General features: G+C 67.0%; 13 protein-coding genes and 1 tRNA gene. 9 read left to right on the top strand and 5 right to left on the bottom strand.

The window, feature by feature from the left end; translation table 11 throughout:
- The first annotated feature begins 40 nt into the window (after positions 1–40).
- The 3 genes from OOZ63_RS18350 (at position 41) to OOZ63_RS18340 (ending at position 1,729) form a co-directional block, all read left to right on the top strand.
- Positions 41–271, top strand: coding sequence for an addiction module protein (locus OOZ63_RS18350; protein ID WP_266007052.1), 231 nt, complete (start codon positions 41–43; stop codon positions 269–271).
- Positions 271–561, top strand: coding sequence for a hypothetical protein (locus OOZ63_RS18345; RefSeq protein WP_266007051.1), 291 nt, complete (start codon positions 271–273; stop codon positions 559–561). The genes OOZ63_RS18350 and OOZ63_RS18345 overlap by 1 nt, the downstream gene beginning before the upstream one ends.
- 73 nt (positions 562–634) lie before the next feature.
- Complete coding sequence (locus OOZ63_RS18340; protein WP_266007050.1) at positions 635–1,729, top strand: patatin-like phospholipase family protein; 1,095 nt, start codon at positions 635–637, stop codon at positions 1,727–1,729.
- 174 nt (positions 1,730–1,903) lie between these two features.
- Here OOZ63_RS18340 and OOZ63_RS18335 read toward each other — a convergent pair whose 3' ends face one another.
- Positions 1,904–2,065: a hypothetical protein gene (locus OOZ63_RS18335; protein WP_266007049.1), complete on the bottom strand. Its 162-nt coding sequence runs from the start codon at positions 2,063–2,065 to the stop codon at positions 1,904–1,906.
- A 278-nt stretch (positions 2,066–2,343) separates the two neighbouring features.
- Here OOZ63_RS18335 and OOZ63_RS18330 point away from each other — a divergent pair.
- From OOZ63_RS18330 to OOZ63_RS18320, 3 genes are all read left to right on the top strand, one after another.
- Positions 2,344–2,417: transfer RNA gene (locus OOZ63_RS18330), tRNA-Gly, on the top strand.
- Between the two features lie 488 nt (positions 2,418–2,905).
- A complete protein-coding gene (locus OOZ63_RS18325; protein WP_266007048.1) occupies positions 2,906–4,300 on the top strand; it encodes a diguanylate cyclase domain-containing protein in 1,395 nt (464 codons plus the stop codon).
- A 343-nt stretch (positions 4,301–4,643) separates the two neighbouring features.
- The gene (locus tag OOZ63_RS18320) at positions 4,644–5,570 is read left to right on the top strand and encodes a diguanylate cyclase domain-containing protein (protein WP_266007047.1); all 927 of its coding nucleotides are present in this window, start codon (positions 4,644–4,646) and stop codon (positions 5,568–5,570) included.
- Here the strand turns inward: OOZ63_RS18320 and OOZ63_RS18315 are convergent, their stop codons facing one another.
- A complete protein-coding gene (locus OOZ63_RS18315) occupies positions 5,571–7,055 on the bottom strand; it encodes an NAD-dependent succinate-semialdehyde dehydrogenase (RefSeq protein ID WP_266007046.1) in 1,485 nt (494 codons plus the stop codon).
- A gap of 148 nt (positions 7,056–7,203) precedes the next feature.
- Here OOZ63_RS18315 and alaS point away from each other — a divergent pair, with 148 nt between their 5' ends.
- Both alaS and OOZ63_RS18305 read left to right on the top strand, forming a co-directional pair.
- A complete protein-coding gene (gene alaS, locus OOZ63_RS18310; protein ID WP_266007045.1) occupies positions 7,204–9,831 on the top strand; it encodes an alanine--tRNA ligase in 2,628 nt (875 codons plus the stop codon).
- Positions 9,832–9,913: 82 nt separating this feature from the next.
- A complete protein-coding gene (locus tag OOZ63_RS18305; protein ID WP_266007044.1) occupies positions 9,914–10,615 on the top strand; it encodes a UPF0149 family protein in 702 nt (233 codons plus the stop codon).
- Positions 10,616–10,638: 23 nt separating this feature from the next.
- On the opposite strand, the gene OOZ63_RS18300 is transcribed toward OOZ63_RS18305, so the two are convergent.
- A complete protein-coding gene (locus OOZ63_RS18300; protein ID WP_266007043.1) occupies positions 10,639–11,124 on the bottom strand; it encodes an SET domain-containing protein in 486 nt (161 codons plus the stop codon).
- A gap of 264 nt (positions 11,125–11,388) precedes the next feature.
- Between OOZ63_RS18300 and OOZ63_RS18295 the strand changes: the two genes are divergently transcribed.
- Entirely contained in the window at positions 11,389–11,910 is a 522-nt protein-coding gene (locus OOZ63_RS18295; protein ID WP_266007042.1) for a GNAT family N-acetyltransferase, read from the top strand.
- Here OOZ63_RS18295 and OOZ63_RS18290 read toward each other — a convergent pair whose 3' ends face one another.
- Together OOZ63_RS18290 and OOZ63_RS18285 are read right to left on the bottom strand one after the other, a co-directional pair.
- A complete protein-coding gene (locus OOZ63_RS18290; protein ID WP_266007041.1) occupies positions 11,911–14,439 on the bottom strand; it encodes a chemotaxis protein CheW in 2,529 nt (842 codons plus the stop codon).
- Positions 14,440–14,659: 220 nt separating this feature from the next.
- On the bottom strand, positions 14,660–14,929 hold the full coding sequence (locus OOZ63_RS18285) for a hypothetical protein (protein ID WP_266007040.1): 270 nt from the start codon (positions 14,927–14,929) through the stop codon (positions 14,660–14,662).
- Positions 14,930–15,049: the final 120 nt, after the last annotated feature.

Raw genomic sequence — 15,049 nt, 5'->3', positions numbered from 1 at the left:
TTGGTCCCCGGTATGACCAAACCTCACATGGAGGCGAATCATGGCTGACATCGCTGCCGAGCTCGCAGATCGTGGCCGTTTGCTGGCCCCGGACGATCCGTCTGCTCTGGTGGAGCTGCTGCTGGAGTCTCTTCATGCGCCGGCGCTGTCGAACATCGAGGCCGCCTGGGCCCCAGAGATCGTCCAGCAGGTCAAAGCCTATAGAGAGGGCGGGGTCGAGACCTACGCGGCTGGAGACGTCTTTGCAGAGGCTCGCCGCATCGCCCCTTGATGCAGACTCGCTTCACCAAGCAAGCCAGGTCCGAGTTGCTCGGGCCTACCGCCTGCGACGAAGCCGTCGAGAAGGGCCTCGGCGGCCGGTTCCGATCGGAGGCGCAGGCAGCAGCTCAGCGGGCAAAAGCCTACCCGCTGCATGGCAAGCCCTGGGCAGCAGGAGCACGCAGCCGACTTGCGACAGGCTGCTCCCTCTGGCTGCTCTACACCCGGGCGGCGTACGGCGTGCGCATTCATGTGCCGGCGGACAGCCGCCTTACAGAATACTGGCTGATCCGCTTGGCATGAGCGCCCCCTCCTCGAAGCTCAAGACCTGTGATCAAGTGCTGCCTTCGCCATCCTCCCCCGCTATCCTCACCCCATGAGCAAACAGGCAAACGCAGCCAGCATCCCTCGCCCTCCCGGCCAAATCGTGCTGGTTCTGCAAGGCGGCGGCGCTTTGGGTGCCTACCAACTGGGCGTTTACGAGGCCATGCACGAGGCCGGACTGGAGCCCGACTGGGTGGTGGGCACCTCAATCGGCGCGATCAATGGCGCGCTGATCGCCGGCAATGCTCCCGAGCTGCGGCTGCAGCGATTGTGCGAGTTCTGGGACCTGGTCGGCCAACCAGCGCCCTGGGGGCCGGCCTGGAACAATTTGGCGACCGTGAGCCGGGGCATACCGGGTTTCTTCGAGCCCGGCCCCGGCAGTCTTTACGGCCCGCAGACCCGACTCGGTCTGGAGCGCGCTGCGTACTACAGCACCGCGCCGCTGCAGCAGACTCTGGCCCGGCTGCTGGACTTCGAGCGACTCAGGCAAGCCGCGCCGACCCGGCTGACGGTGGGCTGCGTCAGCGCCCGCAGCGGCCAGATGCACTACTTCGACAGCCGCGACCAGGCGCTGGACGCCCGCCACATCATGGCCTCCGGTGCACTGCCGCCGGCCTTCCCAGCGGTGCGCATCGAAGGCGGCGAGCCCTTCTGGGACGGCGGCATCTACTCGAACACGCCACTCGAATGCGTGCTCGACGACAACCCACGGCGCGACTCGACGATCTTCTCCGTCCACCTCTGGAGCCCCGAAGGCCCAGAGCCCGAAAGTATCTGGGAGGTCGGTAACCGCCAGAAGGACATCCAGTACGCCAGCCGCATCGATGCGGCGTTGGCCCGCCAGCAGCAAATTCACCACCTGCGCCACATCATCCGCGAGCTGGGTCGCCAGCTGCCGGCAGAGCAGCGCCGCAGCCCGGCCGTACGCGAGCTGACGGCCTGGGGCTGTGGCACGCAGATGCATGTGCTGCGCCTGCTGGCGCCGCGCCTAGCCGGGGAGGACCAAACCAAGGACATGGACTTCAGCCATGCCAGCCTTGAAGCGCGCCGCGCGGCTGGACTGGCCGATACCCGCGCCGCCATTGCGGCCCATCCCTGGACCGCCACGGTCGATCCGACCGAGGGGGTGCATGTGCATAACTGCTGAACCGAAAGGCCTGCCGGCTCGGCGGCGACTGCACTGCACGGCCGCCGCCTTGGTGCTGGGCATGGCTCTGGCGGCAGGCAGGGATGCGCCGTTCTGAGGCGGACGCAAGACGAAGGCCGTCGATCTGGTGCCCGAGCAGCAAACGGGCACGGGCAGTGGGTCTGGAGCCCGCAGTTACCGCCCGACAAGCTGTTGCTGGTCTTCGTTGACCTGCAGGCGCGGCTCGCCAGTGTCTATCGCTAAGCACTGCAGATCGGCTGCAGCGCCGTCAGCAGCGGCAGCAAAGGCTTCAAAACGCCAATCAACGCGTTGCTTACCTTGCGAAAGGACAGGCATCGCGCCTACTCGATCTACAACCGCTGCCCAAGGTGAACGGCACCTGCACCTCGGCCATCCCCGGCCATGCCGACGCCGCCATCAGAATCATCGATGCGCGAACCCTGCCTGCCGCCCAACCACCCGCCGACTAACGGACCCAGATCCAGCCGGTGCTGCATGAAGGCACAACCCCGGTGATCACCGATGCACCGGCCCCGGCGCGAAGCACCTGCCTCATGCTGACGATGCGGAGCAACCAGCCCACCGCGCATTGAGACGCTAGAATGCGCATCAATGCGGGTGTAGTTCAATGGTAGAACTTCTGCTTCCCAAGCAGATAGCGTGGGTTCGATTCCCATCACCCGCTCCACATGTCGGCAAGTAACTGGTTCGTAAGCGAAGTCGGTACATGGGCTGCCCCGATACAGCGCGCTGCGACAAATGGGGCAAGGCAGACTCCGTTATTGGTTTGACTTATTAAAGAGAGCTTTAATATTTCATTCTTCAATTCAAGACAGCTTTCATACGGCCAAGCGGTGCGCAGCACCGGCACCCACACGACTTCGCCCCTGGGCGAAACGGGCTTGGGGTTGTGGCCGAGCTGACCGGCCAGAAGAAGAACCTCAGCGACGGCTATCAGCCTCACATCGTGCTGCTGGCGCTTTGAGCTGCCCTGCGTACGACGCAAACGCGGGCCCGTGCTCCCGATGGTCAATCTCCAGACGGCCGCTTTCACCGCGGCCCAAGGCTGCACTCTTGTCACCCGCGACTTCGCCGACCTGCCCGGGTCGCGCCTGAAAAAGTGGTTTGCGCACTGTTTCCTCTCGCGGCCGGCCTGGCCGCGCTTAATATTGATCCATGAGCGTACCCGTCCCAGCCAACGAACTCGAACGCCTGAAGGACCTGCAGGCACTGGCCTTGCTGGACAGCCCCCAAGATCCGGCCTTTGATGATCTGGTGAGCCTGGCGGCAGAGTGGTGCGAGGTGCCGATTGCGGCGATCAGCCTGATCGATGCGAACCGGCAGTGGTTCAAGGCCCGCTGCGGGCTGGACGCCAGAGAGACTCCGCGCGAACAGTCCTTCTGCACCCACGCCATCCTCAAGCCTGATGAGCTGATGCAGGTGAGCGACGCGCTGCTCGACCCGCGCTTTGTCAACAACCCGTTGGTCACCGGCGAGCTGGGGGTGCGCTTTTACGCCGGCGCGCCGCTGCTCACCGGCGCAGGCCATGCGCTGGGCGCGCTTTGCGTGATCGATACGAAACCGCGGGAGCTGACAGACTCGCAGCGGCGCGCGCTGACTGTGCTGGCCCGTCAGGTCGGTGTGCTGATCGAGCTGCGCCGCAAACGCGTCCAGCTGGAGCAGCAGCAGGCCTCGCTGCGTGCCAGCGAGGCGCGGCTGCGCGGCATTACCGACAATGTGCCGGCCCTGATCGCGTATGTGGACGGCGAGCAGCGCCTGCAGTTCTGCAACCGAGTCGCGCTGGACTGGGGCCAGCTGCCGGTCGAGCAAGTGTTGGGCCGGCCTCTGGAGTCCTTGCTGGGCGCCACCGAGTACGCCAGCCACCGCGAGCATGTGCTTGCCGCGCTGGCCGGGCAGCGACGTGAGTTCGGGCTGTGGAGCGCCAAGCCGGGCGAGCCACGCTTTCTGCAGTTCGGCTATGTGCCCGACTGCTGCGACAAGGGCACGGTGCAGGGATTTTTTGTGCTGGCCAGCGATTTGACCGCGATGAAGAACCTGGAGATCCAGCTCGCCTCGGAGGCCCGTTTCGATGCGCTGACCGGCCTGCCGAACCGGCGCCATTTCCACGAGCAGTTGGACCAAGGCCTGTTGCGCGCGCAGCGCCACGGCACCCGCCTGGCGTTGGGCTTCATGGATCTGGACGGCTTCAAGAAGATCAACGATCAGCACGGGCACGCGGTCGGCGATGCTGTACTCAAGGAGTTCGGCCGGCGCCTGCGCGCCAGCGTCAGGCAGACCGATTTCGTCGCCCGCCTGGCCGGCGACGAGTTCACCGTGCTGCTGGAGGATGTACAGCAGGCCCACGAGCTGGAGCCGCTGGCGCAAAAAATCCTTGCTGCGATACGCCCGCTCTTCCTGCTGGACGGCGGTCTGCAGCTGTCGGTGCGTACCAGCTTGGGCCTAGCACTGGCCGGCCCCAAGGACCGGGCCACCTCCCTGATGGAGCGCGCCGACGCGGCCATGTACCAGGCGAAGTCGCAGGGCCGCGATGCCTATGTGATCGCGTCATGAAGCGGCGCTGACACCACACCCGCGCGGCCCTGGGCCTTGGCCCTGTAGAGCTGGCGATCGGCGGCCGAGAGCAGCGAGCCGGCGCTGTCCCGCGCGCCCGGAGTGCCGCAGGACGGCCAGGGTCAGCGAGAGTCCCGTCAGCAGCACCGCCATGGCCCGTGCGCGGGCCGACCAGCCGCCTTGACAACGTATTGGTGCCTCCTGCTCCTGCATGCCCCACCTCGCCCTCTCGTTGCTGGGTTGCGAGCCTGTCTATCCCGGCGGTGGAATCCCCAGCAGCATCGGCAGCTGCCATCGCGTCTAATGCCTGTTGGGAATTTATAAAGAGCAGCGGAGCCGGGTCTTGAGCCAGAGCACAGCCTTCAAGGTTTTATGGGTCGACGAATACAGTCCGGCCATCCTGGCAGCCGAGTTGGGGGCGACCGAGTGGGGGCGCTTCAAGCTGCAGCGCTGCGCCAGCCTGGAGGAAGCGGCCCTGCTGCTGGGCGAGCATCCCCATGACGCGCTGCTGGCGGCCTTGCCGAGCGAGCGCGCGGCCGGCTTGACAGCCTGGGCGGCGCTGTCGCATGCTGTGCAGGAGGCGGCGGTGCTGGTGCTGAGCCCAGCGTGCCCGGCGCCGGTGGCGCTGGAGCTCTTGCAGCGCGGCGTGCAGGATGTCGTGCTGCAGACCCAATGGGGTCAACATGGGCTGGCACGCAGCCTGCGCTGGGCCATTGAGCGCCACCGGCTGGACCGCAGCGCGCGCAAAGCCTATGCCACCGATCTGGACACCGGCCTGCCGACCCGTGCCCAACTGCTGGACCACATTCACCATCTGCTGGCCTTGCGCCAGCGCGAACCCTCGCCGATGGCCCTGCTGGTGCTGCGCATCTCAGGCCTGAGCAAGGTGCGCGAGCGCCTGGGCCGCGAGAGCGTCAATGTGCTGCGCCGGCGCCTGGCAGTGCGACTGCGCGCCGGCGTGCGAGCCAGCGATGTGGTGGTCAGCCTGGGCAGCGACAGCTACGGCGTGCTGTTGGCCTCGACCGAGCAGCCCGAGGATGCCGAGCGGGTTGCGCTGAAGCTGGCTGCGGCGCTGCAAAAGCCGCTGCATCTGGCTGGCCAATCGCTGAGCGTCGGCGCGCGGGTGGGGCTCAGCCTCTATCCGGGCGGCGCGCAAGACGCCGAGACCCTGCTGCGCCAGGCCACCAACGCCGCAGCCCATGCGAGCGCGCCGCCGCTGCCTCGCAGCCCGACCAAGCGGGCGGCCAATGACGAGCCGCCAAGCGGCTGATTACTTCAGAATATCGCCCAGGCAGAGGTACTTCATCTCAACATAGTCCTCGATGCCGTGGCGAGAGCCCTCGCGACCCAGGCCGCTTTGCTTGACGCCGCCAAACGGCACCTCGGCCACCGAGATCAGGCCGGTGTTGACACCCACCATGCCGTACTCCAAGGCCTCGCCGACCCGGAAGATGCGGCCGATGTCGCGGCTGTAGAAATAGCTGGCCAGGCCGAACTCAGTGTTATTCGCCAGGGCCACGACCTCCGCCTCGGTCTTGAACTTGAAGACCGGCGCCACCGGGCCGAAGGTCTCCTCTCGCGAACACAGCATCTGCGCGCTGGCATCGGCCAGCAGCGTCGGCTCGAAAAAGCGCGCTCCCAGATCAGGCCGCTTCTTGCCACCGGCCACCAGGCGAGCACCCAGCGCCAGCGCGTCGGCCACATGGGTCTCGACCTTGGCGACAGCCAGATCGTCGATCAAGGGGCCCTGGCTGACGCCAGCTTCGAAACCATTGCCGATCTTGATGCCGGCCACCTTGGCCGCCAGCTTCTCGACGAATTGTTCGTAGACCGACTCCTGAACATAAAGACGGTTCGCGCATACGCAGGTCTGACCGGCGTTGCGGTACTTGCTGGCCATTGCGCCCTCGACGGCGCTGTCGATATCGGCATCGTCGAAGACGATGAAGGGCGCGTTGCCGCCCAGCTCCAGCGACAGCTTCTTGATCGTCGGCGCGCATTGGCGCATCAGGATGCGGCCGACCTCCGTCGAGCCGGTGAAGGAGAGGTGGCGTATCACATCGCTCTCGCACAGCAGCTTGCCGATCGCGATCGAGCCCTCCCCGTCAGCCGTCAGCACGTTGAGCACGCCCGAGGGCATGCCGGCGCGCTGGGCCAGCTCAGCCACCGCCAGCGCCGACAGCGGCGTCTGCTCGGCCGGCTTGATGATGACTGTGCAGCCGGCGGCCAGCGCCGGCGCGACCTTGCGGGTGATCATTGCGATCGGAAAATTCCAGGGCGTGATCGCCGCGCAGACGCCCATGGCCTGCTTGAGCACCAGATAGCGCTTGTTGTTGTCGGTGGTCGGGATGGTCTCGCCATAGACACGTTTGCCCTCCTCGGCGAACCAGTCGATGAAGCTGGCGCCGTAAACCACCTCGCCCTTGGCCTCGGCCAGCGGCTTGCCCTGCTCGGCAGTCATGATGCGGGCCAGATCATCGGCATGCTTGACCAGCAACTGCTGCCAGCGCATCAGGATGGCGGCGCGTTCCTTGGCGGTCTTGCCCCGCCAGACCACCCAGGCGTTGTTGGCCGCAGCGATCGCGGCTTCGGTCTCAGCCTGGCCCAGGTTCGCGACATCTGCCAAGTGGCCACCGGTAGCCGGATCGTGGACGGCGAAGGTGCTCTTGCCCGACACCCATTCGCCATTGATCAGGGCCTGGGTCTTCAGCAGGCTGGCATCGTCCAGCGCGCTCAGCGGTGACACGTGGTCCATCTTGAATCTCTCCATCGACGCGGTGATGGTGCAACTCTAACCGCTGGCGCGACGCCGCCGGGCGAGGCCCGCCCTATAATCGAAATCCCCGAAAAATCAAGCATTTACCGCCGGACTCAAGCCGGCGGTGCGCTAGGAAAGCCCCGGAATGAAAGCAGCTGAGATTCGCCAAACCTTTCTGAAGTTCTTTGAGTCCAAAGGGCATCAGATCGTCTCCTCCAGCCCGGTCGTACCCGGCGATGACCCGACGCTGCTCTTCACCAACGCGGGCATGAACCAGTTCAAGGACGTGTTCCTGGGCTTTGACAAGCGCGCCTACAGCCGTGCGACCACCAGCCAGAAGTGCATCCGTGCTGGCGGCAAGCACAACGACCTGGACAACGTGGGCTACACCGCGCGCCACCACACCTTCTTCGAGATGCTGGGCAACTTCTCGTTCGGCGACTACTTCAAGCACGACGCGATCCAGTACGCCTGGGAGCTGCTGACGACCAAGTTCATGCTCCCGGCCGAGAAGCTGTGGGTCACCGTCTACGCCGAGGACGACGAGGCCTACGAGATCTGGAACAAGGTGGTGGGCGTGCCCGCCGAGCGCATCGTGCGCATCGGCGACAACAAGGGCGGCCGCTATATGTCCGACAACTTCTGGATGATGGGCGATACCGGACCTTGCGGCCCCTGCACCGAGATCTTCTACGACCATGGCCCCGAGATCGCCGGCGGCCCTCCGGGCAGCCCGGATGAGGACGGCGACCGCTACATCGAGATCTGGAACAACGTCTTCATGCAGTTCAATCGCACCGAAGACGGTGTGATGCACCGCCTTCCGAAGCCCAGCGTCGACACCGGCATGGGCCTGGAGCGCCTGGCCGCGGTGCTGCAGCATGTTCACTCGAACTACGAGATCGACACATTTGTCGGCCTGCTGGGCGCCGCGAAAGCCGCCGTTGACGGCGCCGGGGCGGGCAACTGCGATGCCGACAGCGCCTCGCTGAAAGTGATCGCCGACCACATCCGTGCCTGCTCCTTCACCATCGTCGACGGTGTGATCCCGGGCAACGAGGGCCGCGGCTATGTGCTGCGACGCATCGCCCGCCGCGCGATCCGCCATGGCTACAAGCTCGGCGCGCGCACCCCCTTCTTCCACAAAATCGTCGCCGAGCTGGTGAACCAGATGGGCGATGCCTACCCCGAGCTGCGCCTGGCCCAGGTCCGCGTGACCGAAGTACTGAAGCAAGAAGAGGAGCGCTTCTTCCAGACCATTGCCAACGGCATGGAGATCCTCGAAGCTGCGCTGGCCAAGGGCGAGACCGTGTTTGACGGCGAAACCGCCTTCAAGCTGCACGACACCTATGGCTTCCCCGTCGACCTGACCGCCGATGTTTGCCGCGAGCGCGGCGTCACCGTGGACCAGGCCGGCTTCGACGCCGCCATGACGCGCCAGCGCGAGCAGGCCCGTGCGGCCGGCAAGTTCAAGATGGCCGCCGGCCTTGAGTACAAGGGCGCACCCACGGCATTCCACGGTTACGAGCACCTGGTCTGTGAGACCTCCAAGGTCACCGCCGTTTATGTGGATGGTGTGCCGGTCGAGGAAGCCAAGGCTGGCGACGACGCCGTCGTCGTGCTGGACCACACGCCCTTCTACGCCGAGAGCGGCGGCCAGGCGGGCGATGCCGGCGAGCTGCGTAACAACAGCAGCCGCTTTGCCGTCGAGGACACGCTGAAGATCCAGGCCGATGTGTTCGGCCATCACGGCCGCGTGTTGGAAGGCGGCGTCAAGGTCGGCGACCTGTTCGTCGCCAAGGTCAATGCCGAGGCGCGCGCCAAGACCGTGCGCAACCACAGCGCCACTCATCTGATGCACAAGGCCTTGCGCGAGGTGCTGGGCACGCATGTGCAGCAAAAGGGTTCGCTGGTCAACGCCGAGCGCACCCGCTTCGACTTCGCGCACAACGCGCCGATGACGGCAGAGCAGATCGCCAAAGTCGAGGCCATCGTCAACGCAGAGATTCTGGCCAACGCCGGCGCGAAGGCCGAGGTCATGGCGCTGGACGATGCCCAGAAGAGCGGCGCAATGATGCTGTTCGGCGAGAAGTACGGCGAGACCGTGCGCGTGCTGAGCATCGGCAGCTCCAAGGAACTGTGCGGTGGCACCCACGTCAAGGCTACCGGTGATATCGGCCTGTTCAAGATCGTCGCCGAGGGCGGTGTGGCCGCCGGCGTGCGCCGCGTCGAAGCCGTCACCGGCGACAACGCGCTGGCTTATTTGCAGTCACTGGAAGCCACCGTGCAGGCCGTTGCCGGCAGCTTGAAGACCGCACCCGCTGAGCTGGAGCAACGCATCCATGCGGTGCTGGACCAGGTCAGGTCGCTGGAGAAGGAGCTGGCCGCCGCCAAAAGCAAGCTGGCCTCGGCCCAGGGCGATGAGCTGCTGGCCCAGGCGGTGGACGTCAAGGGCCTGAAGGTCCTCGCGGCCCTGCTACCCGGCGCCGATGCCAAGACCTTGCGCGAAACCATGGACAAGCTCAAGGACAAGCTCAAGACCGCCGCCATCGTGCTGGCCGCCGTTGACGGCGACAAGGTTCAGCTTGCCGCTGGCGTGACGGCCGACAGCACGGCCAGGATCAAGGCCGGCGACCTGGTCAACTTCGTCGCGCTGCAGGTCGGCGGCAAGGGTGGCGGCAAGCCCGATCTGGCGATGGCCGGCGGCACCGACTCCAAGGCCCTGCCTGCGGCCCTGGCCGGCGTGCAAGCCTGGGTCAGCGAACGGCTCTGAGCGCCCCAAAACGCGGCTACGATATTCCATACACGGGGGCCCCTCGGGGCCCCTGTTCTTTTTGCTTTTTGAGGAGGCGCTTGTGAGCGACACCCTGGATCATGACAACGCCGAGCGCCTGGCCGCCCTGCTGAATATTCTTGCCGCACAGTCGAGCGAGGACGAAGAGGCGGTGCCGATCGACACCTTGGACGGCTATATGACGGCGCTGATCTGCGGTCCCGTCGTCGCCTCGCCGCTGCAGGCCATGGACGCCTTGTTCGGCGAAAACTGGCCCGAGCCGCTGCAGGCGCAGGACCAGTTGGAGGCCTTCACCGACGCACTGCACGAGCGCTGGAACGAGATCGCCGACAACTTGGCGCCCGAGCCGCTGGCCGAGCAGCCCGATGCGATGCAGCTGAGCCCGCTGATCACTGAGTTCGACGAGGCCACCAAGGCCGAGCTGCTGTCGCAAGGCGTGTTGCGCGCCGAGCAGCTGGCCGAGCTGCCACCCACCGGCGTGATGTGGGTGGAGGGCTTTATGCAGGCGGTGGAAGACAACCAACAACACTGGTATGTCCACGACACCGACAGCGAGGCCGGCCAGATGCTGGACGCCATGCTGATGTCGGTGGCCGCCGTCGCGATGCCGGCCGGCGAGCAGCGCGAGGCCTATATCGTCGAAGCCTATGACGAGGGCGAAGAGGTGGACCAGGACGTGCTCATCGACGATGCGCTGTTCTCGGTGCAGGACCTGCGCCTGTTCTGGCTGCAGCACCCGGCACCGGAAGCGCCGCTGCACTGACCACCGCCTGGACGCCGCTCAGCTCAGAGCTTGCCGCTGCAGTTCGGCGCGCCGCAGCGGCAGCGCAGCCGCCCCTCGTGGTGGCTGTCGCCGTAGTGGCAGGTGATTTCCTCGCCGGGCTCGATGTCGCGCAGCGCATAAAACTCGACCCGGCCCTGGCGGATGCGCAGCACGGCGTTCGGCGCGCAGCAGTGATTGATATTGCGCATCGGCTCGGGAGAGTCCGTTGCGTCCACAGCTCGAGTCTGCGAGACCTCGACGATGTGGATGCGCTCGCGCCCCTTGGCACGCCGGCGCGCCTCACGCACCGAGATCGACTCGCCGCGCATCTCGCCGATCTTGCGGCGCGCCGGGATTTCCTCCTCGGCGAACACACCCAGGCCATCGATCGCGCTAGGCCCGGCCCGCAGCGCATAGCGCAGCGCAGGCTGCGGCTGGCCGCGCGGGCGGATCGTTTTTTGTTCTTCGACCTTGGGCGTGGCTGCGGCGATGGTGGACAGGCGAGGCATCGCGCTATTGTCGCTGCGGCGCGACGCAGGCCCGGTTGACGCTGCCGCGATCTGCCCCGCATACTGTTTGCATGTTGCGCGCCAGCCATCAACACCCGACTCTAGTCATCTGCTTCCTGCAGATGCAGGGCCTCGTCGTCTTCGACGATGCGCGCCGGGGCCGGTACAGCGGCAGGCCCCCACGCTAGCACCCCACCGAATCCCACCCGAGCCCGCTGAGATCCAGCGGGCTTTTTTACTTACCCATCCCACAAGGACGACATCATGGACATCACGATACGACGCAGCCAGACCGCCGACGCCGCCGCCATGGCCCAGCTGATGAGTCACCCCGAGGTGCTTGCGGGCCTGCTGCAACTGCCCCACGCCTCGACCGAACAATGGGAGCAGCGGCTGAAGAACAATCTGACGCCTGGTGGCAGCGACTTGCCTTTGGTGGCCGTGGCCGGCGGTGAGGTCGTGGGCAGCGCCGGCCTGCACGCCGCCGGCCCGGCGCTGCGCCGCCGCCATGTGATGAACCTGGGCCTTGCGGTGGCCCCGCAGGCCCAGGGGCGCGGCGTCGGCAAGGCCTTGATGACGGCGCTGCTCGACTATGCGGACAACTGGGGGCAGGTCTTGCGCATTGAGCTGGGCGTCTTTGTCGACAATGAGCGCGCACTGAAGCTGTATCAGCGCTTCGGCTTCGAGATCGAGGGGCGCCAGCGCGCCTACGCGCTGCGTGCCGGTCGCTATGTCGACAGCTATGCGATGGCGCGGCTGCACCCGAACCCGCCGGGCTGGACCTGATCAGCCCTCGATAAGGTCCAGTCCGGCAGCGAGCTCGCCGCCGGCGAGCTGGCGCCACACGTCCTCGACGTCGAGCAGGGTCAGCATCTGGCCGCCGGCCGCGCCGCGCACCAGGCGCTCGCGACCCGCGCCGCCGCGCGTCGGGCTGGGCCGGGCAGACTCGGCGGCGACGCTGAAGACCTGGCCCAGCTCCTGCACGCAAAGCGCCAGGCGCTGCCCGCCCTCGCGCTGGCACACCAGCACCGGCGCCTCGCTCGCCGCGCTGGACCGGCCGTACAGCAGGCGCCCCAGGTCCAACACCGGCAGCATCTGTTCCTGATGGCTCAGCATGCCGAGCAGGGCCGCCGGTGCATTCGGCATTCCGGTGATGCGGGGGCGCTCCAGTGCTTGCAGCGTCTGCCGGGCCGGCAGGCCCAGCCATTGGCCATCGACAATGAAGCTGGCCACATCCAGCATCGCCGTGCCGGGCTCGGGCCGGAACAACCCGGGCTCGAACGCGGGCGGCAAGCCGGCGGACGGCGCGAGTCGCTGCCCCAACGGCATCAGCATGACCGCGGCCACGTCCTGCTCGCCGGGCGTCGCGCCGCGCCGGTACTCACGGTAGCCGCCCGACATCGCAATGCCCACAGCATGAACCAGGCCGTCGATCTCGAGCTCGCAGCGGCGGGTCTCGCCGGCCGCCAGCGCCAGATCGGCGCTGGCCAGCGGCCCGCTGCCGCCGACCGGCCAGCGCGAGTCGGTCGAGGACACGACACGACCGTCGCGACTCAGGAGCATGGCGCTGGCGCCGGGCGGCCGCGCGTCGCGCAGCATTGCGGCGAACTGCGGCTCGCCGTCGAACACCACGGCGATGCCGCCAAGCACCCGGCTGGCATCGTCGGGCGCCGGCAGCGCGGCGGCATAAACATAGGTGGGGCGCTCGCCGTGTTCGCCATAGAGCCCGCAGGCCGCATGAGGCGAGACCGCATAGCGTTCGCGGTCACGCAGCGCCAAGGTGGCACTCACCCAAGGCGCGTCCAGCCGCCGCCCCTGATGATGAGCCTGGGCGGGGTCGGACACCGCGAGCACCCGGCCCTCGGCGTCAAACACCACCAGCAGTGCATAGACCGTGTAGAGGCTATTGATGTGGCGCAGGCGCTCGCCAGCCTGGGCCACCGTGGCCTCGCCGCTGAGCAGCCGCTGCAACTCGGCGTCCAGCGCCCACCAGCGACAGTCGTTGGCGCGCTCGTAGAGATTGCGGTCCATGATGTCGATGGCCAGTCGGGCATGGAAGACCGCGCTGTCGAACACCGCAGCCAGCGCCGAGTGGTGCAGATTGGCGATGGCCTGCTCGAACACAAGGCGCAGCCGCTGGCCGGTGCGCTCGACCTCGCCCAGCAAGGTGATCGCAAAGCCGGCCGACTCGGCCCGTGAGCGGCTGCGCAGGCTGCCGTTCCACAGCGAGCGCGACAGATCGCGCTGAATGCGCGAGGCCTCCAGCGGAATGCCGTGCAGCTCGGCATCGAACAGATCACGGGTGTCGAGCCCCGCCGTGAGCGCTTCGCCGGCATCCGACTGCCCCGCCTGCTCCCTATCGAAAGCCTGTTCGACCGGCACCATCGCCACGGCAGACCAGCCCGGCCCGGCATAGCCCTCATACGTGTTGGCCGGCGCCGCGACGGCCAGATAGTCACGCCCGGCAAACACCAGGCGCTGTCCCGAGACGGCCGGCAGACGGGCGCCAGGCGGAATCTGCCAAGCGTCCGAACTCTGCAACACCAGACCCTCGGCGTCGACCAGGGTCAGCACCGTGCGCTCGCCGGGCGGCAGCAGCTGGGCGAACACGCTGCGCATCTCGTCGGCCAGGCGGAAGGACAGGCACAGCACCCCGCAGGGCGCCTCCCCGCCCTCCTCGCCCCGGACCGCGCTGGCGAAGATCAGGCCTGTGCGGCCGCCCAGCAGATCGGTGGCGCCATGACGCTGGGCGTAGGGCACGCCGGGACGCAGGGCCTGCGCGAGCAGAGGGTCGGCGCTGTGCGTGGCCGAGACGCTACGGTCCAGCCGCGCCAGCACCTGGCCCTGGGGCGAGAGCAGGATGATGTCGTCATAGACCGAGTACTTGGCCACATAAGCCCTGAAGCGCGCCTCCAGCGCGGCTCGCGCGTCGGCCGCCTTATCGCCGCTGGAGGCCAGCGTGCGCAAGGGCGCATCGGCGGCCAGAAAGCCGACGTCGGCCGTGCGCTCGAACAGATTGCGCACGAGGATATCGATCGCCACCTGGGCTTGCCCCTGCAGGCGCTGGCGGGCGTTGTCCAGCAGGCGCCGCGCCAGGCTGTCCAGCAGCCGAGCGGTCAGCGCCTCGAAAGCCGCTCGAGTGTGGGCAATATCGGCAGCGGCCCCGCTCATCTGGCCCAGCAGTGCCAGGCTATCCCAGACGGCTTGCAAGCGCAGCAGGTTCTCGCGGTACTCTTCGACCAGGGGCATATGGCGCACCCAGGGCGCCACCTCGGCATGAAAGGGCACGCCCTTGCGCCACTGCTTGCTACTCATCTCTGGTCCTCGATCGCTGGCGGGATTGCCGACCTGGAAGACCAGGGGCCCGCAAAGCCGCGCAGTGTGAGCGCAAACGCGGCGGTGCGGGAGGGGGTAAATCAGCCCCGCAGCACTGCGCGCGCGTCTATCGCACAACGATTGACGACCACGCCGGAAGATGGTGCGTTAGCGCCCGGCAATGGGGACAAAAACAGCTTCAGAACATCGATTCGGTGCATCACATGGCCTTGGGCAATCCGCGCGGCTGGGCCGCGACTTGCAGGCCGTCGGTGCTGCGCCGGCCTTCGATCAGCACTGGCGGCAGCTGCTGGATGCGGGCCCGCTCGGCCGCCGTCGGCTCGGGACTCAGGCGCTTGCCAGTGACGACAAGCCGCGCCAGCTTAACCAGCTCGCTGGCTTGCACCGGCACGGCCGGCGTCAACAGGGCAACCACGACCAAGGGAGCCAGCAGGGCATGGCAGGTGGCTGACGCCGAGCGCTTGTTCATTTTGAATATCTCCCTGGACCGCCAGATTCGCGATGCACGCAGTATCGAAAGTCAGGCGCCCCGCCACCAGCGTCAGGCGACGAACTGCGATCTGCTCGGCATGACTTGCGGCAGCGGCGG

It is taken from the genome of Paucibacter sp. PLA-PC-4, from assembly GCF_026241155.1.
Classification (GTDB): domain Bacteria; phylum Pseudomonadota; class Gammaproteobacteria; order Burkholderiales; family Burkholderiaceae_C; genus Roseateles_E.
Note: the sequence above shows the minus strand (reverse complement) of the source record. Positions and strands in the feature narration are given on the sequence as shown.